This is a genomic window from Planococcus sp. ANT_H30 (assembly GCF_008369335.1).
Lineage (GTDB): Bacteria > Bacillota > Bacilli > Bacillales_A > Planococcaceae > Planococcus > Planococcus kocurii.
This window is the reverse complement of record NZ_VOBJ01000010.1, coordinates 78,547-101,214: the sequence shown is the minus strand read 5'-3', so window position 1 is coordinate 101,214 and position 22,668 is coordinate 78,547. Positions and strand designations below refer to the sequence as shown.

Annotated in this window: 25 protein-coding genes, 2 pseudogenes and 2 other annotated features (1 of these 29 only partly in view); of the genes and pseudogenes, 21 read left to right on the top strand and 6 right to left on the bottom strand. The window is 37.0% G+C overall.

Going from position 1 to position 22,668, the window contains the following annotated elements; all coding sequences use genetic code 11:
* Window positions 1-55 (top strand) — a binding site (T-box leader) (it extends 158 nt beyond the left edge of the window).
* A 54-nt stretch (window positions 56-109) separates the two neighbouring features.
* Both argS and FQ085_RS16165 read left to right on the top strand, forming a co-directional pair.
* The gene (gene argS, locus FQ085_RS16170; protein ID WP_149457150.1) at window positions 110-1,801 is read left to right on the top strand and encodes an arginine--tRNA ligase; all 1,692 of its coding nucleotides are present in this window, start codon (window positions 110-112) and stop codon (window positions 1,799-1,801) included.
* 286 nt (window positions 1,802-2,087) lie between these two features.
* Complete coding sequence (locus FQ085_RS16165; protein WP_058385418.1) at window positions 2,088-2,300, top strand: hypothetical protein; 213 nt, start codon at window positions 2,088-2,090, stop codon at window positions 2,298-2,300.
* 217 nt (window positions 2,301-2,517) lie between these two features.
* Here the strand turns inward: FQ085_RS16165 and FQ085_RS16160 are convergent, their stop codons facing one another.
* Together FQ085_RS16160 and FQ085_RS16155 are read right to left on the bottom strand one after the other, a co-directional pair.
* A complete protein-coding gene (locus tag FQ085_RS16160) occupies window positions 2,518-2,973 on the bottom strand; it encodes a GNAT family N-acetyltransferase (protein ID WP_071154060.1) in 456 nt (151 codons plus the stop codon).
* A 352-nt stretch (window positions 2,974-3,325) separates the two neighbouring features.
* Window positions 3,326-3,856 (bottom strand): DinB family protein, encoded by a 531-nt coding sequence (locus tag FQ085_RS16155; RefSeq protein ID WP_149457149.1) that lies wholly within the window; start codon window positions 3,854-3,856, stop codon window positions 3,326-3,328.
* A 164-nt stretch (window positions 3,857-4,020) separates the two neighbouring features.
* On the opposite strand from FQ085_RS16155, the gene FQ085_RS16150 reads away from it, so the two are divergent.
* Entirely contained in the window at window positions 4,021-4,596 is a 576-nt protein-coding gene (locus FQ085_RS16150) for a nucleotidyltransferase family protein (protein ID WP_237150158.1), read from the top strand.
* Between the two features lie 47 nt (window positions 4,597-4,643).
* On the opposite strand, the gene FQ085_RS16145 is transcribed toward FQ085_RS16150, so the two are convergent.
* A complete protein-coding gene (locus tag FQ085_RS16145) occupies window positions 4,644-5,528 on the bottom strand; it encodes an alpha/beta fold hydrolase (RefSeq protein WP_058385414.1) in 885 nt (294 codons plus the stop codon).
* Between the two features lie 255 nt (window positions 5,529-5,783).
* On the opposite strand from FQ085_RS16145, the gene FQ085_RS16140 reads away from it, so the two are divergent.
* The 5 genes from FQ085_RS16140 to FQ085_RS16120 all read left to right on the top strand — a co-directional run bounded on the left by FQ085_RS16140 (window position 5,784) and on the right by FQ085_RS16120 (window position 9,697).
* A complete protein-coding gene (locus FQ085_RS16140; RefSeq protein ID WP_149457148.1) occupies window positions 5,784-6,317 on the top strand; it encodes a nucleoside/nucleotide kinase family protein in 534 nt (177 codons plus the stop codon).
* Between the two features lie 641 nt (window positions 6,318-6,958).
* Window positions 6,959-7,456: an NUDIX domain-containing protein gene (locus tag FQ085_RS16135; protein ID WP_149457147.1), complete on the top strand. Its 498-nt coding sequence runs from the start codon at window positions 6,959-6,961 to the stop codon at window positions 7,454-7,456.
* A 116-nt stretch (window positions 7,457-7,572) separates the two neighbouring features.
* The gene (locus FQ085_RS16130; protein WP_149457146.1) at window positions 7,573-8,217 is read left to right on the top strand and encodes a zinc dependent phospholipase C family protein; all 645 of its coding nucleotides are present in this window, start codon (window positions 7,573-7,575) and stop codon (window positions 8,215-8,217) included.
* A gap of 105 nt (window positions 8,218-8,322) precedes the next feature.
* Window positions 8,323-8,874 carry a P-loop NTPase family protein gene (locus FQ085_RS16125; protein WP_058385409.1) on the top strand — a complete coding sequence of 184 codons (552 nt, stop codon included), beginning with the start codon at window positions 8,323-8,325 and terminating at the stop codon, window positions 8,872-8,874.
* Between the two features lie 28 nt (window positions 8,875-8,902).
* Window positions 8,903-9,697: a phosphotransferase gene (locus FQ085_RS16120; RefSeq protein ID WP_149457145.1), complete on the top strand. Its 795-nt coding sequence runs from the start codon at window positions 8,903-8,905 to the stop codon at window positions 9,695-9,697.
* Window positions 9,698-10,042: 345 nt separating this feature from the next.
* On the opposite strand, the gene FQ085_RS18390 is transcribed toward FQ085_RS16120, so the two are convergent.
* From FQ085_RS18390 to FQ085_RS16110, 3 genes are read right to left on the bottom strand one after another with little or no spacing between them, the layout of a single operon-like run.
* Window positions 10,043-10,510: an MFS transporter gene (locus FQ085_RS18390; RefSeq protein WP_262499832.1), complete on the bottom strand. Its 468-nt coding sequence runs from the start codon at window positions 10,508-10,510 to the stop codon at window positions 10,043-10,045.
* 26 nt (window positions 10,511-10,536) lie between these two features.
* Window positions 10,537-11,292, bottom strand: a complete 756-nt coding sequence (locus FQ085_RS18385) for an MFS transporter (protein ID WP_262499831.1) — start codon at window positions 11,290-11,292, stop codon at window positions 10,537-10,539.
* A gap of 21 nt (window positions 11,293-11,313) precedes the next feature.
* On the bottom strand, window positions 11,314-11,904 hold the full coding sequence (locus FQ085_RS16110; RefSeq protein ID WP_149457144.1) for an ArsR/SmtB family transcription factor: 591 nt from the start codon (window positions 11,902-11,904) through the stop codon (window positions 11,314-11,316).
* 263 nt (window positions 11,905-12,167) lie between these two features.
* Here FQ085_RS16110 and FQ085_RS16105 point away from each other — a divergent pair, with 263 nt between their 5' ends.
* From FQ085_RS16105 to FQ085_RS16050, 13 genes and pseudogenes are all read left to right on the top strand, one after another.
* Entirely contained in the window at window positions 12,168-13,115 is a 948-nt protein-coding gene (locus tag FQ085_RS16105; protein ID WP_058385405.1) for an MBL fold metallo-hydrolase, read from the top strand.
* A 109-nt stretch (window positions 13,116-13,224) separates the two neighbouring features.
* On the top strand, window positions 13,225-13,869 hold the full coding sequence (locus tag FQ085_RS16100) for a hypothetical protein (RefSeq protein ID WP_149457143.1): 645 nt from the start codon (window positions 13,225-13,227) through the stop codon (window positions 13,867-13,869).
* 229 nt (window positions 13,870-14,098) lie between these two features.
* Window positions 14,099-14,356: a binding site (T-box leader), on the top strand.
* Window positions 14,357-14,416: 60 nt separating this feature from the next.
* Complete coding sequence (locus FQ085_RS16095; RefSeq protein WP_149457142.1) at window positions 14,417-15,640, top strand: MFS transporter; 1,224 nt, start codon at window positions 14,417-14,419, stop codon at window positions 15,638-15,640.
* Between the two features lie 108 nt (window positions 15,641-15,748).
* Window positions 15,749-16,129 (top strand): annotated as a pseudogene (locus FQ085_RS18410) (GNAT family N-acetyltransferase); the annotation flags it as partial.
* Window positions 16,130-16,537: pseudogene (locus tag FQ085_RS18405) on the top strand (cytidine deaminase). It abuts the pseudogene before it with no gap.
* Window positions 16,538-16,628: 91 nt separating this feature from the next.
* A complete protein-coding gene (locus FQ085_RS16085) occupies window positions 16,629-16,970 on the top strand; it encodes an ASCH domain-containing protein (protein ID WP_058385402.1) in 342 nt (113 codons plus the stop codon).
* Window positions 16,971-17,139: 169 nt separating this feature from the next.
* On the top strand, window positions 17,140-18,279 hold the full coding sequence (locus FQ085_RS16080) for a PstS family phosphate ABC transporter substrate-binding protein (RefSeq protein ID WP_149457141.1): 1,140 nt from the start codon (window positions 17,140-17,142) through the stop codon (window positions 18,277-18,279).
* 209 nt (window positions 18,280-18,488) lie between these two features.
* On the top strand, window positions 18,489-19,043 hold the full coding sequence (locus tag FQ085_RS16075) for a sigma-70 family RNA polymerase sigma factor (RefSeq protein ID WP_262499830.1): 555 nt from the start codon (window positions 18,489-18,491) through the stop codon (window positions 19,041-19,043).
* Window positions 19,030-19,842, top strand: a complete 813-nt coding sequence (locus FQ085_RS16070) for a S26 family signal peptidase (protein WP_058385400.1) — start codon at window positions 19,030-19,032, stop codon at window positions 19,840-19,842. The genes FQ085_RS16075 and FQ085_RS16070 overlap by 14 nt, the downstream gene beginning before the upstream one ends.
* A gap of 89 nt (window positions 19,843-19,931) precedes the next feature.
* Window positions 19,932-20,267, top strand: a complete 336-nt coding sequence (locus FQ085_RS16065; RefSeq protein WP_262499829.1) for a putative periplasmic lipoprotein — start codon at window positions 19,932-19,934, stop codon at window positions 20,265-20,267.
* 38 nt (window positions 20,268-20,305) lie between these two features.
* On the top strand, window positions 20,306-20,518 hold the full coding sequence (locus FQ085_RS16060) for a hypothetical protein (protein ID WP_058385398.1): 213 nt from the start codon (window positions 20,306-20,308) through the stop codon (window positions 20,516-20,518).
* Window positions 20,519-21,104: 586 nt separating this feature from the next.
* Window positions 21,105-21,671 carry a GNAT family N-acetyltransferase gene (locus FQ085_RS16055; RefSeq protein ID WP_058385397.1) on the top strand — a complete coding sequence of 189 codons (567 nt, stop codon included), beginning with the start codon at window positions 21,105-21,107 and terminating at the stop codon, window positions 21,669-21,671.
* 199 nt (window positions 21,672-21,870) lie between these two features.
* Window positions 21,871-22,644: an SDR family NAD(P)-dependent oxidoreductase gene (locus FQ085_RS16050; protein ID WP_058385396.1), complete on the top strand. Its 774-nt coding sequence runs from the start codon at window positions 21,871-21,873 to the stop codon at window positions 22,642-22,644.
* Window positions 22,645-22,668: the final 24 nt, after the last annotated feature.

Genomic DNA, 22,668 nt, shown 5'->3' with positions numbered 1-22,668 from the left:
CGGTCCATAATAGTTGGACAATAAGAGTGGTACCGCGGGAAAGCCCGTCTCTGTATAACATATACAGAGACGGGCTTTTTTATTTTTATCTAAAAAAGGGGGAGATTGTATGGATTTATTGAGAACTTACGCTGATGAAATTGCTTCAAGTTTGAGCGGAATACTGGAGTTTAATGAGGTTGTGAAATTGATTGAACAACCAAAATATAGCACACAAGGAGATATAGCTTTCCCCTGTTTCACATTGGCAAAGCTACTTAAAAAGTCTCCAGTAGAAATAGCAAAAGACTTGGCACAAAAAGTTTCCCATCCTTTTTTTGAAAAGGTAGTGGCGGAAGGTCCGTATGTAAACTGTTTTTATAACAAAACTGTTGTCAGTTTAAAAACGATAAAAACAGTTTTACATAAGCGCACTGAATACGGATCTTCTGATATGGGACAGTCAAAGGTTGTGACTTTAGATTTCTCTTCTCCAAATATTGCGAAACCCTTTTCTATGGGTCATCTTAGATCAACTGTTATTGGTAACTCTTTAGCAAACATATCCGAAAAATGTGGCTTCCAAACAGTTCGAATCAATCACTTAGGTGACTGGGGAACTCAATTCGGTAAATTGATTGTTGCTTATAAAGCTTGGGGGAAAGAAGCAGATGTAAAAAATGAACCCATTAGTGAATTGTTGAAGCTGTATGTTAAGTTCCATGAGAAAGCTGAGGCAGATCCGGCCTTGGAAAATAGCGCGAGACTGTGGTTCAAAAAGCTTGAAGACGGAGATGAGGAAGCGAGAAAATTATGGGAATGGTTCCGAAACGAGTCGCTTCAAGAATTCGCTAAAATTTATAAATTATTAGATATTGATTTTGATTCCTATAATGGTGAAGCATTTTATAACGATAAAATGAATGAAATAGTGAAGTTGCTTGAGGAAAAACAATTGTTGGTGAAGTCAAATGGAGCTGACATTGTTGATTTGAGCAACTATAACTTGCCGCCATTATTAATTAGAAAATCAGATGGTGCTACACTATATGGCACCCGTGATTTAGCAGCAGCTGTTTTCAGAAAAAGAAATTATCAATTTGATAAATCCTTTTATGTAGTAGGACAAGAACAGACACTGCATTTTAAACAATTGTTTTTTGTGCTGGAAAAACTGGGATACGAATGGGCAAATGACATGATCCATGTTCCTTTTGGTTTCATCTTGAAGCATGGGAAAAAGATGTCCACTAGAAAAGGCACAGTAGTATTACTGGAGCAAGTCATCAAAGAAGCAATTGGACTGGCAGAGAAAAATATAGCTGAAAAAAGTCCGACTTTGGCTTTCAAGGACGAGGTTGCAAAAATGGTCGGAGTTGGAGCTATCATTTTTCATGATTTAAAAAACGAACGTCAAAATAATATAGAATTCTCGCTTTCAGAAATGCTGAAATTTGAAGGTGCTACGGGTCCATACGTTCAATATGCGCATGCAAGAGCTCGTTCGATTTTAACCAAGTCTGGCATTGATAGTTATCATCTCAATCCAGTGGGGTTAAATGATGACTACAGTTGGCCGATCGTAAAGTTATTACTTGCATTCCCAGAAATTATTGCAAAAAGCTTTGATCATGCTGAACCTTCACAAATTGCTAAATACCTAATTTTACTGGCACAAGAATTTAACACCTATTATAGCCACGTGAAAATACTAAACGAAGATCTTGAGCAAGAAGGGAGATTAGCATTGGTTCAAGCAGTAACAATTGTCTTAAAGGAAGGGTTACGATTACTGGGAGTCAAAGCACCTGAAAAAATGTAAGGAAGAAATTTAGCGAAGTGCACGAACTAACTCTTATTTTGATAATAAACGCTAGAAACGTTTTATCTAGGATTGAATATCAGGAAGGGAGGAAGTTAAAGTGCTTTTCTCTTGCTTTATGTCTAGGATCAAATCATATGTACCCGTTTCACTGTTTAGAAGTAGCTATCTGGAGTTCGTATGAGTATATTTAATATAAAGATATGAAATACTCCGGTATACTGAAAGGCTAAACGAAGAAATAGCGGATAGCACGGCCATTTTTTTACTTGAGGGAGTATGTAGAATGATGTTGAAGTACTATACGAAACGTTATGAAGTAATCAAGCAGGGAGCGTATCCGACAAATCGGAAAAAACGAATGTTGGCTACTCTTGTGAGTGACATGGAGGCAGCTTATGCGATTCCAATGCAGAGAGATTTAACGTGGGAGAAGGAAAATGAAGAGGTTTTCTCACTTTACCGTCAGGTTTCTGCAGATAAAGAACTATTTTCTTAATTCTAGTGGATTGCTTTCAAAAAGAAAACGCCCAACCAGGGAACTGGTTGGGCGTTTATGCTTTCGTGTGCAGGGTGTATAAATGTCTCGAATAGCGAGTGCTTTTTACGATAACTAGATCACAAAAAGTTTATCGAGGAACGTTCGATTAATCGTTCGGACATTTGCGCAATACGGTCTCATCTTGTATGCATCCAAAAATCGTTTTTTTGATTCGTTAATCGACTAATTGTTTTACAACAGCCATTTCTTTGCCGAACCGATCTCCATGGTCCTCGAATCCCAAACTTGCATATAAATTATGGGCATTCAAGTTGTCTGGATGATAGCCGACGACAATTTTTGTGGCATGCAGTGATTTGGCCATCTCAGCAATCATTAATTTAGTTGCAGCTTTCCCAATTCCTTGACCTTGGAAGGCTTTGTCCACCATTATTCGGTATACCCAATAACCGTCAAGTTCCTCCGGAATAGAGTTATACATCAAAAAGCCGACTGCTTTCTCACCTGTATAGATGGCGTAAGGTTTTAAGCTAGTTTCAAACTTCGATTGAGCAATTGATACAGCATTTGGTTCCATGTATTGTACTTGTTCTTCTGCTACCTCTAATTCACAGCAGTCATACCAATTTTCTGCAGTCAATTCGACGATTTTCACATTTTCTATACTCATAATTTTCCCCTTTCGATTTTCGGGGAATGCGAAATAATGTTAATTAGGCGCTATCCCCTTGTACTCATTAATGGAAACGGTAATTTTGTTTGTCATAATAAACGCCTCCTTGTAAAGCACTGGCTCGTTTAGTGAAATTTCTGATCCTGTTGACTATAGCATTTCTTAGTAAATTTTTCTAGATGATTGAGGAATAATATACCAAAAAATTGTGTCATAAAAAACAAGAAGATAGAAGATTCGCTAGAAAAATGATGCATTCAATTGCTTATTTGTCCAAATTTATATACAACTTTTTTTAAACAGTAAATCTAGCTGATTTGGAAATTTTTATTGTTTGTGGGAATCAAGTCTAATAATTAAAATCTTTACTTTTTAACAATCTTTTAATTGTTCGAATTTGTCCGCGATGGTTAATCTCATCCTCCATGACATGGAACCAAAGATAGTAATTATTATAGAGAGTGCCACTAGGCCATATTTTTTCTTCTGCTAACCAACTGTCCTGCTTAGATTTTAGTAATGCTAAAGTGTCTTGTCGAACTTGATGTAATTCGTTCAAATAATAAACAAGAGGATTTTTTTGGATCTCCACTCTAGCTGTATCTCCAAGTTCTAAAGAAGTTCTCCATTTTATGTATTCACTTTCTGTCAAATCTCTATTTTCGCTTGAAATAGTTTGATGAACAAATTCAATAGATGCAATATGGGCCAAAAGAGAACCGATGGAATTCCCTCTTTTATCGGATAAATAATCCAGATCTCTTTGACTTAAATCAAAAATCTCATTTAGCGTAACTTCTCTCGTATGTTCCAACATGGAAACAAGTTCCCCAATTTTTTCAGAAAAATTTTCTGTGGGTATTATTCGATAATCTATCATCTGGTTGCCTCCATTCTTTATTAAGATTACTCGTAATATAGATTTTTTAAAGACTTATAATTCCGAAAGTTTTGATATAATTATAGCTACACTGTAAAGACGACCACCTGATGATCTTTTTTCTCTGGCTAATAGTAAATACTTGTGGAAGGGGAGAGAAGTCCGTGATTAAAAGTGAGAACGATATTATTGAATTGATACGAAAAGACGCATGGATGATGAAACTACTTAAAACGGTGAAGGGATTAAATCTTCCTGATAGCTGGATTTGTGCGGGTTTTATTCGCTCGAAAGTCTGGGATACCTTGCATGGATATGGTGAAAGAACTACTCTACGGGATATTGATGTAATTTATTATGATGCTGAAAATTTAGATGAAAAAATAGAAAAACAACTAGAAAGCACCTTAGTAAGTTTACTTCCTAATGTGCCATGGTCCGTAAAGAATCAGGCACGGATGCATAGTAGAAATAGAGTAGCACCTTATAGTTCAGCTATTGACGCAATAGCAAAGTTCCCAGAAACTGCGACCGCGCTAGGAATTAAATTAGACAAAAACGATAACCTAGTATTAATAGCCCCTCATGGAATCATAGATGTAATTAGCTTAACGGTTAGACCGACTCCTTTTTTCACGGCAAATAAAGAGCGTATTGCAGTCTATCAAAAGCGCATTCAACAGAAAAATTGGAAGCTTACTTGGAATCGGTTAATCATTACCTTACATATAAATGAGTAAAAGCTTCTTCGATAAATGTAAAGTAACCTAGCATCAGTTGTCAGAGACTAAATGACCGTAAAAGGTGGAAATATGGCGCAACCTTCCCCCATGATCCACTTGCTGATAATTATAGCGATTTGTTGTGGTTCGTCCCATTGAATCATATGTGACGAACCACCTATAGCTATTACTGAAACATTTTCAACATTGCTTCGCAGCTGACCAATCCCTGTCACTCTTGCCGCGTTCAAGCTCTTAGGAAGTTCTGCATAAAGCAAGAGTGTTGGCATCTTGATAAATGGATAGACTTCTGTAAAAGGCTCTTTAAAAAATGCTTTGATAATAGCGAGAACGGTAAAAGTCGATGCTGCCAATTCAAAGTTTCCATCCTGTCTCTTTTTAAAAAGGGACGCAGCGTATTTCTCTTTGCGTGAATCCCACCGGTTTGTATACGTCAGGTACTCCTGGGAAATTTCTTCTTCATTTGCAAATACCGACTGTTCCATGTAATTTCTCCACCCTTTATAGACATATTCAAATGTCATTTCGGGCTGGTTTTGCGGGAAAGTAAAACCGCCATCAAGCATGATCAGACCCTCAATTTTTTCTGGATAAAAGCGTGTAAAATGCAGCGCCATATCTGCGCCCCAAGAATGCCCCATAAGATAAAAAGATCCGGAAATAATTTTTTCAATCACTTGATGAAGCCATGTTGCTAAATTCGAAAAAAGATAATCATCTTCATTTAAAAAAGAAGAAGTCTCTCCATGTCCAGGACTATCCACTACAATTAAGTGGAAATTTTCTTCAAGAAGAAAGGCAAGTTCATCGAAACTATACAACCCATTTCCTGCAAGTCCATGAAGGCAAACAATGCTCGGATTTTTAGCATCCCCGTATTCATAGTAATTCGCTATTCCATCTTGTGTAGTTATTTTATAGTTCTGCATTTTTCTCTCTCCTTTACTTGAAACTCAAGCATCCTGATTGGGTTGTGATGAAAAAGTAGTCATTGCGGTAATACTATGTACAATTTATAAGTCCACATCGGTAAATCAAAAATCTGTACGCTTCTACTAATAAATAATAAAGTATTTTCATTATACTATTATTTCGGGCGGTAACTGGATTAAAATAGAAAAATTGGATATAGTAAATGAATCGTATTCTAGTTATCAGAAATAACTGTAAAAAGAGGTGGTTGTATGGATGAAGCAAAAAACCCTATTGTTATTGCCATTGCCAGTATTTCTGGTGGCGGAAAAACAACAATTACTAAAAAGTTGAATGAAAGATTATCAAATTCTAAAGCACTTTACTTCGATGAGTATGATTTAGAGGGCCCTGAAAATGTAATAGGTTGGCTAAATCGTGGAAATGATTATAATGAATGGAATCTTTCTCCTTTTGTAAAGGACTTGGAAAAATTGTTGACGGAACCTTTCGATTATATTGTATTGGATTTTCCGTTTTCCTATCGGCATGCTGACATGCATTCTTTCATCAGTTTTTCCGTCTTTATCGATACACCCTTGGATATTGCATTTGCACGTCGAACGATTAGGGACTTCCAACATAGCTCTACAGAAGAGATTATGGAAGCGATGAAACACTATACCTCACAAGGGAGAAGGGGCTATCTGGAGATGCTGTCCACAGTAAAGCCAAGTGCTGACTTCGTCGTAGATGGATCTCAATCGGCAGCTAGAATTGTAAGTTTAATACTCGAACAGATATAACTGTTTTCAATTTCTGCTGGTAGAGAAAATGGAGAGAAGGAAAATATTTTTCGTTAAATTTTTAAACAATATTCCGGTAGAGTGACTAACTTTTTATGGTTGAACTAATTGGAGCTAAAATCGACTTAGTTAAAAACACGAAAGAAAACTTGAACAAACTGTATTTTTGGAGATTTGAAGAAAAAAGCAGGAGGCAAAAAATGGAATGATTCGTACTACAGTATGTGATACAGAAGAAATATTGGAAATACTGTTTGACTGAAGAAAAAATCATCAGGAGTTCCAGCTTCTCTAGTAATTAGAACTGAAGAAAAAGTTATGGGCTATGTGGGGCATATTGGATAGACAAGAATACGAACTGACTCGAGACGGGAGTTGTCATTTACGATAAAGAATACTGGAATGGAGGATATGGTTCTGAAGCTTATGAACTTTGGATCAATTTCCTTTTTAACTCTACCAAAATGGGGAGTAGTCAGAATTGCTTGCTAATTAATCACCAGTTCTTCTTATTGTAGTTACATTAAGGATGAAAGTGAAAGGTTACCGACACAAGAATATAAGAACGAACAAAGAAATGCTATTTTAAGTCAATACAAGTTGAACATTTTAACTTCATACTAGAAAGGAGGATTGGATATATGACCACGTCTTATGTCAGATGGGGAGAAGCCACAGTTAAATTAATTTGGGAAGCGAATGATTCCCTTCCTAATTATCAGTTAATAACTAGTGTGCATGGCTTTTGTTTTTATGAAGGTCAGTTGCTCTTAGTCGAATTGAATCATCGTGGATGGGATTTCCCTGGAGGACATATTGAAGAAAATGAAACTCCACAGGATTGTTTTCAAAGAGAAGCGATGGAAGAGGGATATGTTTCAGGGGATTATCAATTGCTAGGACACCTCATTGTGGATCATTCTGAAAATTTGATTTGGGATGAAAATGGGAAATATCCTAAGGTCGGGTACCAAGTATTTTATCGAATGAATATCGAGACATTGCATCCCTTTAAAGCGGAGTATGAATCCTCACAAAGAATATTCGCTCCAATCAATGAAGTTGGTTTATACTACCCGAAGTGGAATGAAATTTATCAAGAAATTCTTCTGGAAGCGGCTAATTTCAGAACGAAATAACCTAATGAAGCAAAGGTGGCGTTAGCCCTTTTCTCGAGGATTTTTTAAGAATGCATAGTCTGTAACGAATTTTCTTAATGATATACAGAATTTAATGTTAAGTAAGGAGTGTAGGGATGGGATCAAGAATCATGCACTTAATCATTGCAGATAAAGTATCAAAAAAATTACCAATTGAAAATAAGCAAGTTTTTCTTTTGGGTGCAATTTCACCGGATGCAGCTTTTACTAGAAAACGAAAAACGGATTCGCATTTTTTTGAGGGAAGCTTGGAGGATGGGACAAGATTTGTGAACTACAAGCGCTTCATCGAAAAATACCCGACTGAAATTCTAAATGAATATGCGCTTGGCTACTTGACGCATCTAATTTCCGATGATGTATGGATGAAGCAGGTTTATTTCAAAAATAATTTCAAAAATCGTGTAGATGCTGATCCAAGGCTGTTGGAAAGATGGCATAACGACTTTAGAAAATTAAACGGGAAACTAATTGAATGGTTTAACTGCAGGTATCTGAAGGATGAATTAGTCGAAGACATTCTTTTCAAAAGCGCTATAGATGAAATCAAATTGGAGGATTTAAAAAAGTTTAAAGAAGAAACTCTTGAAGACTTCATATATAGTCAGGAAGATTTACTAAAAGAACTGGAAGTGTATTCATTCCAACAGATTTCAGGATATATTGATTTTTCAATTAAAGAAGTTATAGATGTTTGGTTGTCTTTGAATAAGGAGTCAACGAGCTCAAATTTATTGTAATACATGAAGATTGATCCTATTTATTTAATTTACATATTTTCAGATTATCGAAAGAGCAGATGTTAAAATGTATTTTTTCCAAGTTCTTATGTGGGAGGAGAAATGATGAATAGTAAAATTCATATCATGGGGGCTGCAGGATCAGGAACAACGACACTTGGCAACTCGTTAGCAAACGTCCTGCCATATACCCACTTGGATACGGATGATTATTTTTGGAAAACCAAATTCACTGAACAAAGGTCTACACTTGAAAGACAGGAAATGCTTAAGGAGGATTTGTCGCGAGATGATCAATGTATCCTGACAGGCGCTGTAGCTGGCTGGGGAAACTGCTTTGTGCCTTATTTCAACTTAGTTATTTTCTTATGGATTCCATCAGAAGTCAGGCTAGCAAGGTTGCAAGAGCGGGAAATAGAACGGTACGGAAATGCGGTTTCGCCTAGTGGCAGTAGATACGAGGAATCGCAAGTTTTTCTGAAGTGGGCATCCCTTTATGACCATGCAGGCATGGAAGTCAGAAGCAAAGCCTTGCATGAACAATGGATGGCCGAATTATCTTGTCCACTTTTAAGAATCGAGGGTGACTATTCAATCGAAGAACGTGTTGCGAAGGTTATGAACTACTTGAATAGGAATAATTCAAGTCAAATTTAAGGGAAGTAAAATTGAGGAGGAGTTGAGCGTGCCCAATTATCAAGGTGAAGAAAAACTAGTTGGAGGAAACGTTTCGGATGTCTATCGTAATGGAGACACAGTTCACCGAAAGTTAAAGCCAGAAAGTTTTAAAATTCATGAGCTTTTAAAGCATTTAGCGATTACAGGTTTCCGTCAGTCACCCCAATTTTTAGGGATAGATAACAAGGGGAAAGAGATTTTAACGTTTATTGAAGGAGAGGCTGGTAATTATCCAGTAAAAAAGTATATGTGGTCAGATGAAGTGCTGCAAAAGATAGCGAAAATGCTACGTCTTTATCATGATTCAGTAAGCAATTTTTCATTTGATGACAGCTGGCAATCGTTGGATAATACTCCCCCAAATTATGAAGTGATGTGCCACAATGATTTTGCCATATACAATATTATTTTCAATCATGAAAAACCGGTTGGTATCATTGATTTTGATAATGCTGGTCCTGGCCCGAGACTTTGGGACATAGCATATACCGTTTATACATGTGTCCCTTTAAGTAGGTATAATTTAGCCGAAGCAGATAAGGGAGAAGGTTATTATGATTCTTCAACAGATGCTGATCGCATAAAACGGCGAATAAAGTTATTTTTTGAATCTTATGGGGAGGATATAGAAGAAACGTTTTTGGAAATGGTATTGCTGCGATTAGAAGGATTATGTGAAACAATAGCAAGAAAAGCGAATGAAGGTGATCTAGCCTTTCAAAAGATGATACTAGAAGGCCACGTCGAGCATTATCAAAAGGAAGTTAAGTTCATTCGTGAATACGGTCATGAGTGGATATAATGTAGAATTTCTGAGTTTCACACAGTATGAAAAAAAGTTGAGCAAGAAAATAAGCTTGGAACAGACTACTTGTTTAAAATCCGCCTCGATTTACAGGGTTTATTAATAAGTAGAAACACAATCTAATTTTGAGGTGTATAGATGGCCAGGTTATTCTTTTATAGGGATTAAGTCTTAAGGGAAAAAGATCTTATACGTTACACATCATCGCTTCTTTTTTAATGAAATTGTACAGTTTCCTTTAAGGATAAATCTGAAATGCCAATAGAAGTGCAACAGGTCTTTTTCCAAGTTCTTATTCAATTATTGGTCTGAGAAACATTGAACGAGAAAGTATGCTCACTTCTATTCTACATTCTTAATAATGTTAGAGCGCAAGAGATAGATAGAGGAAATCGATAGAATTAGCAAACCGCATACCATCATGATACTGGAAATGGTGAACTGCATCACAAGTGCTAATGACACAAATGCATAAGACAAAGGCACAAGTCCGTTTGAAGAGGCATTAACAAGACTCATAACACGCCCGATTTTAGTTGGATCTGTCTGGGCTTGAATCGTTGAAATAAGCGAAACATTAATAAAAGAAGACAGAATGCCCATGAGCGAAAGCAAAAGAATTCCTTGCCACAGAAAACTGATATGACCCAGTAAAGTTAAGAAAATACCTAAAACACCAATCATCACCAGCATGGTTAACCCTTGCTTTTTTCGCAAATTCAGCACACCTACCATGACGGCACCAGCCAACATTCCACCTTGGTAAGAACTTTGAAGAAAGCTTAAATCCAGTACCTTTCCTTTGAGCACACTATCCACCAGTAACGGAATCCCCATCAGTAGCGGACCGAAAAAAAGAAATTGATAAAGATTAAAATCACCAATATATTTTTTAGAAATGGCATGCTCCATACATACGAAAATCCTTCCTTCAGTTCGGATTTTGTAGAAGCTCTGTTAGTGGTTAACGTTCTTTTTTCCTCCTTAATGAGTGAAGAGAAAAGAAATGTCAGCAGCAAAAAACCGGCAATGACTCCGAATAACAGACTGAACGAACCAAACGAAAGAATCCAACCGCCCAGCATCGGACCGGAAAAAAGAGCAATTTGATTGGAACTTTGAATGAAAGAATTCGACCGGGGAAGCGTCTCTTTCGCCACGACCGATGGCAGGAGCGACGTATTTGCCGGTGAAAAGAACGCATCGACAATTCCAAAACACAAAGCAAAAAGAATAAGTGGCCACAGTTCCAGCAAGCTGAGCTGCAGCAGTAAAATCATGCCCAGCACCAACAGGCAACGCACGAAACTGGAGATTAGCATGATGCGCGACCGACGGAACCGGTCGGCCCAGACACCGCCAAGCGTCATGAACAAGATCCGTGGCACCATGGTCGCCATCATGACGATGCCCAGCAGACTCTCTTTTTCCAGAACGGTGATGATGTACCATTGTTCGGTAAACAAGTACGTTGATAATGCTAGGAAAGACGCGGTACTGGAAAGCCACAGGAAAACAAACGAACGATTGCTGAACAAACTTGGAACTGGTTTTTCCTTTGCAGTTACTTGTGCTGCTTGGTCGATTGCCATGGGAGTTCTCCTTTCCGCCGCCTACTTGTCTTTTTTAAAGAGCAACTCGTCGATCTGGAAAGCCGTGGACATCAGGTAATAATGCTGTTTGTCGGGATGATCGTCCTCTTCTTTCAATGTCTTCAAGAGTTCGCGGTATTTTTGGGTGAATTCCACAAATTTTTTCTGACTCACCGTAAATTCGGTTTGAAGCGATAGATTATTCCATTCTTCTACGTGAGAAGAATGCAGTTCGAAGGATTCGTCCGGAGCCGTCAACACGCGGGTTTTCGCCCGGTCAATGACTTCCAGATACGACTGGCGTGTAGCTTCTTTGGATTCCACATACGTGAGCAGATGATCCGCCGGAATAAACCCTCTGGCGACTGCCTGATAGAATTTCAGGACATTTCCTCCGCACTCTTCTTTTCGGACCAGCTGAATGATGCCATACTTCTCCAATTCTCGGAGGTGATAGAGAACTTTAGCGCGCGAAAGGTTGAGTTCCTGGGCCAGCATCTGTCCCGTGTGAGGCTGTTCCACTAAATGAATGAGCATTTTAGTGCGCAGCGGATCACTAATGACTTTTAACTGTTCGTACGTTTCCAGAATAAAAATTGATTGTTGTTCCATTTCGAAAACTCCTTTCTTAACCGGTTAACTTTTATTAACCTGATTATACACATAAAAATTAAGAGAGTGCAAATTTTCCGAAAAAAATTTTAGTTATTACTTGAAAAGATTGAGCTATCGTATAAATACAAATACTAGATTAAAAATTAAATTGGAATTTTTAATCTAGTAGATGTAGTTTAGAGGAAAGAGAAATAGAAAGTGCAACGCTAGAATAGAAACCTGAATGTTTACACCAAAATTTACAGGGGGGGATTAAAACGATGAAAAAATTAATGGATACTGAATTTTTCACTTTAATGAAAATGACTAATGGTGTTTTTGCAGCCATCGCAAAACCAGGTAAAGGCGCATTCAGTAACGCTGGCTTTGTTGATTTAGGTACTGAGCTTCTTGTATTTGATGCATTTAATACACCTTCTGCTGCCAGAGAGTTAAGACAGCAAGCTGAGAAATTGACTGGAAAGAAAGTGAAATACCTCGTAAACAGCCATTATCATGGCGATCACATTTTTGGCAATCAGATTTTTGAAGAAGAAGTGATTATTTCTACTGAGGTAACTAAAGAATGGATTAAAGAAAAAAACGCCATAGGGGATATGGAAACTGAACTTACAGAAACCACGCAATATCTACATAACCTAAAATTACAAATATCCATTGAGGAAAACGAAATCATCCAACAGAGCTTAACAAATCAATATTTAGAAATGACTAAGTTGCTTGACGAGCTTCCTACGCTAAAGCTCGTTCTGCCTTCTTTTACTTTTGAAAGAAAAGTGATTATTTCAGGAACAGAACGAAATGCTGAATTATACTGCCTAGGTGGAGGGCATTCACCGAGTGACACGTTTCTGTACGTTCCGCAAGAGCAAGCGGCTTTCATGGGCGATATTGTAACCGAAGAGCTCCATCTACCAATTTTTCAACCAGATAACTTTTTAACTATTTTAAAAGAAATCCAAAAGATAGACATACAGGTACTAATGCCTGGACATGGACAAATTGGTACCACTGAAAAGGTTGACACAATGATTCAGTACATATCCATGCTGATTGATGCTGTAAAAGATGCACAAAATGCCGATATTCTTTTAGCTGATTTTGTTGCGAACTTTGTTGTTCCGAGCGAATATGAAAAGTGGAAGGGAACGCAAGGAATCCAGCGTAACTTAGCATCCGTTTACAATTTTTATGCGGCGACAAAATAAGACAACACGTTCTTACGAGGAAATACATATGCTCTTCAAAATAATCAGCATCCTCGCTGTAGAAAACCTGTAGAGCGATGAAGTTGTTCCTATAAAGGAGGTGGATTGTATGAAAAAGCCGATTAGATTTTTCTTTCTTATTTCAGCTAGTTTTGTTTTCATCGCATTTCTCGTCTTGCTAGGTGGAAGCTTGTTTTTGCATAAGTTCTTAGAAGAAACACTTGATCCAAACATTACATATGTTCAATCAGTGAAAGCCCTTCTGACACAAAATGCGAACGGAGAAAGTGAAAGGCGGATAAAAGAAATTTCTGTGCATGAAAATCATCAACACATTTCTATTTACTATGAAGAAAATTTCGCCGCTCTTTTGCCTCTTACGAAAGAAACATTAGACTTAGCTATTGCCAAAAACGAAAAACTTTTCGGTGAAGTCCGATTAGCACCGGTGGATCTACTCGTCTTTGAAGATCTCAAGGAATTAAGAGGATTTTCAGAACTTGAAAATATAGATGGATTTTATTCTGATTTCGATAAAGTACTAGCTTTTCATAATTCTAATAAGGAACTTATATTGGCAAAAGATAAAATTGCCTTGTACGCTTTTCAGAAGATGCTGTTGCATGAATATACTCACTATGTATTTTCTCAAAAAGTACAAAATCCAGCTACTTATCCCATATGGTTTATAGAAGGGATAGCTGAATACGTAGGAACTGACCCGAATGAAGTGAGCTTTCCATGTAGGGGATAAGGCTTAACAAACACTTTGTCTCCTGTTATTCCAAAATGCTTTTCAGAATGGTTTGTGATAGAGAATAGAAAAAATCAGTCTCTCATTTGGATTTTAGAGCAGTTGTCTTTATATTGATGCAGAGATGCAATTTTTTTAGACATCTCGATTCATCAGTATCAGAAATTATCATAAAATTGGTATTTACTAGTTAAATAAAGTTGTGGTAATATTATGGAAATTATAAATGAGAAAAGCATGGAAGAGAACAGTAGATAGCTAAACACTTTTTCTAGAGAGCTCCCATTGGTGAAAAGGAGTAGAAGTGCGTTATTGAAACAAGCCTCTGAGCATCATGAAGGAACCTGCATTTAAGGGGATGTTGTGACGGGAGCTCCCGTTATTGAGCTAGGTAATCGCCATTTTTTGGCCGTACCGAATGAGGTTAATCCGGTGACGTATTAACAAATAGGGGTGGCACCACGATTTTAGCAATCTCGTCCCCAAGACAATTGTCTTGGGGACGAGATTTTTTGTTTAGCTAAAATTCAGTGGAGGAGCGGTTACGATGAAAAATTGGAAGTACTCTTTTTTATTGTTAGGTGGTATCGGTATTTCAAATATAGGCAGCTGGGTTTATCTGATTGCCTTGAACTTAATTATCCTGAATGAAACCGGTTCTCCTCTAGCGATCGCTTGGCTATACATTTTAGGACCGATCGCGACTATTTGCTCGAACTCATGGGCAGGTAGCCTGATCGACCGAATTAATACGAGGAAATTTATGATTGGGTTAGATATTTCACGTGCTTTATGTATTGCATTAATCCCTATGCTTCCTTCACTGTTCTATGTTTATGTCATCGTATTTATCATTAATATGGGAAGTGCCATGTTTGAACCCACGTCAATGGTGTATATGACCAAACTCATACCAGAGAAGGATCGTCAACGATTTAATGCGTTAAGAAGCTTTATTAATTCTTGCGGAACATTAACTGGACCTGCAATAGCTGGTCTATTGTTTTGGATGGGGACACCTGACACGGCTATTTATATAAACGCAGTGGCTTTAATATTGTCAGCTTTCATCATTTTATTATTACCTAATGTTGATACACAAACAGTCTTATTGGAAACGGAAAAGCTTTCTTGGAAACTAATAAAAGCTGATTTTGATGTAGTCTACAAGTTTAGCCAAACCTACCCATTTGTGTTGAAAGTGTATCTTTTTTTTGTGGGAATGACGATATTTATGACTGCCCTCGATTCATTAGAAGCGGCTTTTGCAAAAGGAGTTATTGGTTTATCAGACACTAACTATGGATTCCTATTAAGTATATTTGGAACGGGGATTATTTTGGGTTCACTAATAAACACCATTTTTTCCAAACAATTAACAGTCAACTTGTTAATAGGCGCTGGCTCTGTGTTTACTGCAGTCGGTTATATCACTCTCTACAGTGCACAAGGGTTTGTTAGTGCTGCACTTGGAACGTTCATTATTGGATTTGCTATTACTTTTGCAAACACGGGTTATTTAACCTTTTATCAAAATACTGTACCGGTATCTATGATGGGGAGGTTTAGCAGTTTATTCGGTATAGTTGAAGCATTTTTTATTATTATTCTAACTATCTTAATTGGATTAGCCGCTGAACTAACTTCAATCAGGCCTGTAGGATTAATTGGGGCGTTTATGTTCTTATTGCTAGGCGTTAGGGTCTTTAAGGTCGTAACAGCTAGAAAGCGAAATATCTATTTTAGGGAGAATTTGACTTTAAATGATTAATTTTTTATCGATTTACTATTTTAATGGATGCATCCTTGGGCTAATACAGGATCGAAGTTATGGCAAGAATTTTAGAACGTCAAATAATTCGAAGGAGATTAAGAACTGATGAAAGATTTCTTTCAAGTGATGACACAAGAACAAGCAGAAGAAATTGCGAATCATTGGCGTTATGAAGGTCAGTATTCTTTTTATAACATGGATGCTGACCAAGAAGATTTAGCAGCATTTTTAAATCCCCAAAAACGTAAAGATTCTTATTTTGTAGTTATCAAAGAAGAACAAATTAGCGGATTTTACAGTTTCAATCAGATTACGGACGACGTGATTGATATAGGACTAGGAATGAAACCGGATTTAACCGGCATTGGAAATGGTCTTCAGTTTTTGAAGAAAGGCATAGACTTTGCAACATTAACATACAGCCCCAAAAAGATTACCTTATCAGTTGCTACTTTTAATGAAAGAGCGATAACTGTTTATAAAAAGCTGGGATTTAAAGAGGTCGAGTATTTTGTACAAGCGACAAAAAAGCTTATCCAAGAAAAATTTCCTGCTGGCTGGGGAGGCGCTGCAGCGCTGTATACCCAAGACGGAACTAGTTTGACGAGCATTGCTCTTGAAGTAACTAATGCATCTACAGAATTATGTATTGAAACAGGAGCTATATCAGAAGCACATAAACTCAACAATGCTGTAACGCATTCGATTTGCGTGGTTCGTGAAGATGAAAAAGCACAATACATGATTCTCAATCCTTGTGGTGTTTGTCAAGAACGTCTTTTTTAGTGGGGAGAAGAAGTAAAAGCCGCCATCACAACTTCTGAGAACAGATTGATTTATAAAACATTGAAAGAGTTACAACCCTACCACTGGTTTAATGCCTTTAAAGATTAAGTTAGAAAAGCCGCGGTTATGTGAAAGCTTTTAAGAAAACGATACCAAATAGATTTTATTCGAATAGAAATTAGAAGAGGGGAGTGGAATCATGGAACACACGATGGGATTATATGATGAATACGTTGAATCAATTATTGAAAGAAAGAAAAAAGTAGAAGTAAGATTGAACGATGAAAAGAGAAGAAAAATTAAAATTGGGGATACCATCAAATTTATCAAAATCCCCAGTCAGAATGAAGTGATACGAGTGGTTGTACTGGAACTTAAATCATATCCCACGTTTCAAGCTATGTATGAAGATGTTCCATTCAGTGATTTTGATTGCGAAGAATGGACAATGGAAGAAATGATAAAAGGGACTTTTGATATCTATTCGGTAGAACAAGAGCAAGCTTGGGGTGCTTTAGCTATTGGAATAAAACTAATTTAAGAGTAGAAAATGGTCACTTCAAAAACAGCAAGTATGCTTTTGGTATCATTTACAGACTCATATTATCCCTTGCACAGTCACATTTAATGTGTTTTATCTTGACGACTAGAAATTGGTTAAATCTTTGACTATCTATTCAAACAAATCAAGTATGATCGGAGGACATAAGATGAATGGTTTTGGAAAGTTTATTACCGCTTTATTGATCTTCGCTGGAATTCTTTCTGTATTTTTTGGCGGCATGCTTCATATCTTGAATACAGGAGATGTCCATTTATTTGGCTTCTTTGGCGCAATTATCATATCGTTGGTTATCTTATTTGTTTTTATTACAGAAAAAAGAAATGGAAAAAAAACGATTCTGTGGATTTCTTTGTGTTTAATGGCAGGAGCCGCCTTTGCTGTTCCTCATTACTATAAAGAAAGTTTTGAGAAAGTGAATGATTCAGAAGTAGATCTCTATGCATACGAGCCATTTAAAGAAAGTGAAAAACTAGCTAGATTGGATCAACAAGCCTCTTTCAAAATAGCGGGAGAAGTACCGATAATAGACGGAGCAACGGCTCTCTACCCTTTATTTTCAGCATTTGCAGAAGCCACTTATCCAGAAGATCTTTATAATCCATATAAAGGTCCTGTCGCTACGACTACGACTCCTTCTGCTTATAGTCGGCTTATCAAAGGAAATGCCGATGTGATTTTTGCTGCAGAACCTTCCAGTGGCCAAAAAAAAGCCGCAGAAGAAGCAGGGGTAGAGCTAGAACTGACGCCGATTGGACGTGAAGCTTTTGTGTTTTTCGTCAATTCTCGAAACTCGGTTACTGATTTAGCGAGCAAAGATATCCAAGGAATCTATTCAGGAGATATTGAAAATTGGAAAGAACTTGGTGGGAAGAACGATGAAATCCGCCCTTTTCAACGCCCCGAAGATAGCGGCAGCCAAACGATGTTTATTAAATTCATGGAAGACCAAAAAATTAAAGAGCCTGAAACTGAAGATTTGGCTGGAGGAATGGGCGGTATAATAGAGGAAGTAGCAAGCTACCGGAACTACAAAAATGCCATTGGTTATACGTTTCGATTCTATTCTACTCAAATGGTTCGCAATGACAAAATCAAATTGATAGCAGTTGATGGCATTGAACCAAACATTGAAAATATCCGTTCGGGCAAATATCCTTTAGCTGCTGAATTTTATGCTGTTACCGCTGGAACAAAAAATCCGAATGTACAGCCGTTAATTGAGTGGATCCTTTCTGAAGAAGGACAAAAATTGGTAGAAGACACAGGGTTTGTTGCAGTTCAGTAGAAATTTAAAGAACCTTAAGAGGAGATAACCAAAAAAATACAAAATCAATAACCAAATAAACTAAAAAGAGCTAGTAAGGATTTTTTTTAGGGCTAATAAAATTGGAATGATAAAAGACAAGAAGAAGTAAAAGCATTTACATTGAAATAGTGAAACTATTCTCAGAAATCTTACGTCTATGGGGTATCCAGGAGAGGATGGTGTAATGAGTGGTTGAAAATGATGGAGAGTACAACTTAAACGAAGAACAAATTGAGCAAATAATGGATGAACATGGCGAATATTTGCTTCGTTTCATTTATGTATACGTCAAAGATTGGTCTACTGCAGAAGATATTTTGCAAGAAGTATTTGTAGCTTACTATCTAAAATCTCACCAGTTTGAATCTCGTTCTTCCTTAAAGACATATCTTTCCAAAATGGCTATCAATCGCTGTCATGACCATTTACGAAGCTGGAAAAACAGACGAATTGTCTTCTCAGATGCAATGACCCAGTGGATTTCTAGTTCGAAATCCACTGAAAAAACGTATGAACACCAAGTCGTGAGATCTGACCTAATCAAAAATGTAATGGAACTGCCGATTACATATAGAGAAGCCATTATTCTTTATTATTACCAGCAGCTCACTATGAAAGAAATCAGTGAACTGCTGGCATGTCCAGAAAACACTATTAAAACTAGACTGCGAAGAGCCAAGCGCTTGTTGAAGAATAAAACCGATTCAAGTGAATGGGAGGGATTCCAGGATGAACAAATTTAAGCATGAAATGGATGATTTTTTTGGCGTTAATCCTAGATTCAACAAATCCTTAAAACACAAGATGCTCTTGAATATAAAAGAAGGTAAATCGAATAAATTTTCTAGTAAAAGATATGGTTTTTTTAAGTATACGGCCATCTTCGCATTTCTTTTATCACTGGTCACATTTTTTCTAGTACAAGCTGTAAACGAAACAGCACAAGAAACACAGAAACCGTCGACTGGAAAAGTGGAGGAATTGGTAGTGACAGATACGGATACTGTAGCTGAAATTCCGATCTTTACAGCGTACGAGGAGCCTTTAGAAATATTTGACTTCAAGTACGATACCATGGATAGAGGAAATCACGAGTATGCAGCACAGCCCTTATTGATTGATCCATTTGCGTATAGTGAGAAAAAGATTGCCCGAGGAGACGTAGTCACATACGAATATAAATTTTCCGAAGGTTTACAGAAGACCATTTCGCGTGTTATCGGATTGCCAGGTGAAAGCGTTGAAATTGTAGATGGCCACATTTTTGTTGATGAACAGAAATTGGAAACTTTTTATAGCAGCGCCCATCGATTGGGAATAGATTCTTATGAAGAGTACAGCCAGCAGGTTGAAAAAAACACATCTTCTACTAGCGATACTTCAGGAATGAAAGAGATATTCCAAACGAATATGAAAAAAATTCAGTTGGCAGAAAATGAAGTTTTTCTAGTTGGAGATGATTGGTTGCGAGGAAGTCAGCATACATTGAAGTTAGAGAAAATTCAAGGCGAAGTAATCGGTTATTACAAATCAGTTTACTAAACTAATTAAAGTCAACTGTGCTGGAATGTTCGGTTATTACTGTTGATTGGATTGTGTAAATTACATCATAACTAGTGAGGAGACTTTTTATGAAGAAATGGAGCGTTCTCATTCTTTTAGTTGCAACATTAACAGCATGTTCTTCCTCAATTACTGAGAAAAAACTACCAATCGAAATGATAGCTCATAATAGTCTATCTGATGAGGAGCAACTACTTATTCCAACAAGTCCCAAAGACTCATTAGTCACTAAAGAAGCGGTATCTGCAAAAATCAAAGCTCAGTTCCATTCTACTTATAAACAACAACAAGTTTATTCAGTAGTATTCAATGGTACCGACACAGCTACAGCTGGCAACCTTATCGTCTATGTTGATTTAGATCAGAAAACTGTAGTTGGCAAAGCGTTTCAAGAACTTGATTAACTGCATTTCTATATGATTAAAGAAAGAAGTGAGTTCAGGTGCAATATGTGTTAAGTACAGTAATTACGATTCTACTTGCTATTATTGGATTTTTTGCGAGTGTCACACTTTTAATTTTCACAGTAGGTGACAGCGATATAGTTATTCTCTATTCATTGGCAATTGTTATAGGCGTTCTACTGGTTGTTGTGATTAATCAATTGATAAGGTTAAATAAACGTCTTGAACGATCGCAAAACAAATTCCTTTGATGCGTGCATGAGTTAATGTAAAAAAAGCGCATCTACTTCTGGATGATGGATAACGTTTCAGCGCGCTGAGCCCACTGGAAAGCGAAGTGGCCAACCCAGTTGGAGGTTATACATCACGATTCAGTTTAATAAGACTTTGTCTACAGTCTGAGATCCCATGTGAAAGCATGGGATCTTTTTTTTGATGTAAATCCCTCCCAAATAAATTTAATGGATAAAAATTAAAACTATATTTTCTTAAGTATACATACTTTGATTGGTCAAAAAATTAAATTAAAATAAAAATAAAAAAAATATGTCTAAATTTTCAGTAAACATGGTATTATTGAACTGGGTATAATATTTTACTACTAGTTTTTCGGAACAGAAGTAATGGTTAATTTTTCGCATAAATGAAAAGTTATACAAAATAGTGAAAATACACCAATTGAATTCATTTTGTCATTAACTTGTGAATTAATGACAAAACGGACGCGTTACATCTTATTAAAAGTGTTTCTCGGAAGATGACGATTACTAACCTGGATACTCAAGCAAGTATAGAAGGACTAAGAGAGAAAAAACTATAAAGAAAGAAGATGAGAAGATGAATGTTAAAGGGAAGAAAGTGACTTTACGAGCATTGGAAAGAGCAGACATGGAAGAGTTGCGTAGTTATTATAATGATCCAGAAGTAGCCCACCTTCTCGGAGGATGGACAATTCCAATTTCTTCTGAACAACAAAATCGATGGTTCGACCGCTTAGAATTTGATAATCGAAATCTACGTTTGGCGATTGAGACAGAAGAAGATGGCTTTATCGGCATTTCAAATATTTTAAATATTGATTATAGAAATCGTTCAGCCCATCACGGAATTTTAATAGGGAAAAAGAACATGCGTGGACACGGTTATGGGCGTGATACGGTTATGACTACCATGAAATATGCATTTGAAGAACTGCAACTACATCGTTTAGAAGGAGATATCCTTGAACATAATGTTCCTTCTTCCAATTTGTTTCTAAAAAAATGTGGCTGGGTTGAAGAAGGTAGAAAACGGGATTATGCATACCGCAACAACCGCTATTATGATCAGGTAATCGTCAGTATTTTAAAGAAAGAATATGATCACTTATGTTTGGAACATGGTTATTGGAAGACAGACAGTTAACTTTTTTGAGAATTGTATTGTTGATAAACAAACCTCGGCTTATGAGATGAAGTCATAAAACTCGATCAAGCTGTTGTGTGATGACAGTTAATCGGGTTTTTGAGGATTTTTTAAGTAAGCGGATATAAAATCATCAATCCAACGAAAGTTAATTATTTTAAAGGCTTAAATCACAGCTTTTATTTTGGAGGGTGAAGAAATGACTGATAGATTGAAAGGGAAAATTGCAGTAATTACAGGTGCAGCTGGAGACTTAGGTGCAGCTGCTGCAGAAATTTTTCTGAAAGAAGGCGCTAAAGTTGTGCTAATCGATCGGGACCAACAAAAACTTACAGAGTCCAGAGAATACCTTTCGCAATTTGGTGAACTATTTAGCATCATAGCTGATGTGACTTCAGAAAAAGAAGTTGCAGACTATGTTGATGAAGTCGTGAAGCGATGGGGAAGAATTGATGTTTTTTTGAATAACGCAGGCATTTTAGGAAGAGTTGCACCTTTAGTAGAACAATCTGTTAAAGATTTTGATTTGATTATGAATATCAATGTGAAAGGTGTTTTCCTCGGATTGAAAAAAGTACTACCTATCATGATTGAGCAAAAAAGTGGCAGTATCATTAATACTTCTTCTGTTTCCGGTTTAATGGGAAGTGGTGGGAATTCGCTTTACGCGGCTTCAAAGCATGCAGTAGTCGGATTGACTAAAACAGCAGCTTTAGAAGCAGGTCACCAATCAGTCAGAGTAAATTCAATTCACCCAGCACCTCTAGACTCCACAATGATGAGGAAAAACGAAGAAGGCATTAACAGCGACAATCCATCAGAAGTCCGGGAAAGAATTTCATCCCGTATCCCTTTAGGAAGATATGGGTCCACGTCAGAAGTGGCAAAACTTCTTCTATTCCTGGCAAGTGATGATTCGGAGTTTATAACAGGTAGCCAATACCGTATTGATGGGGGCATGGGAGCGCGTTAATCAACATGACAAGATGCAAAATTC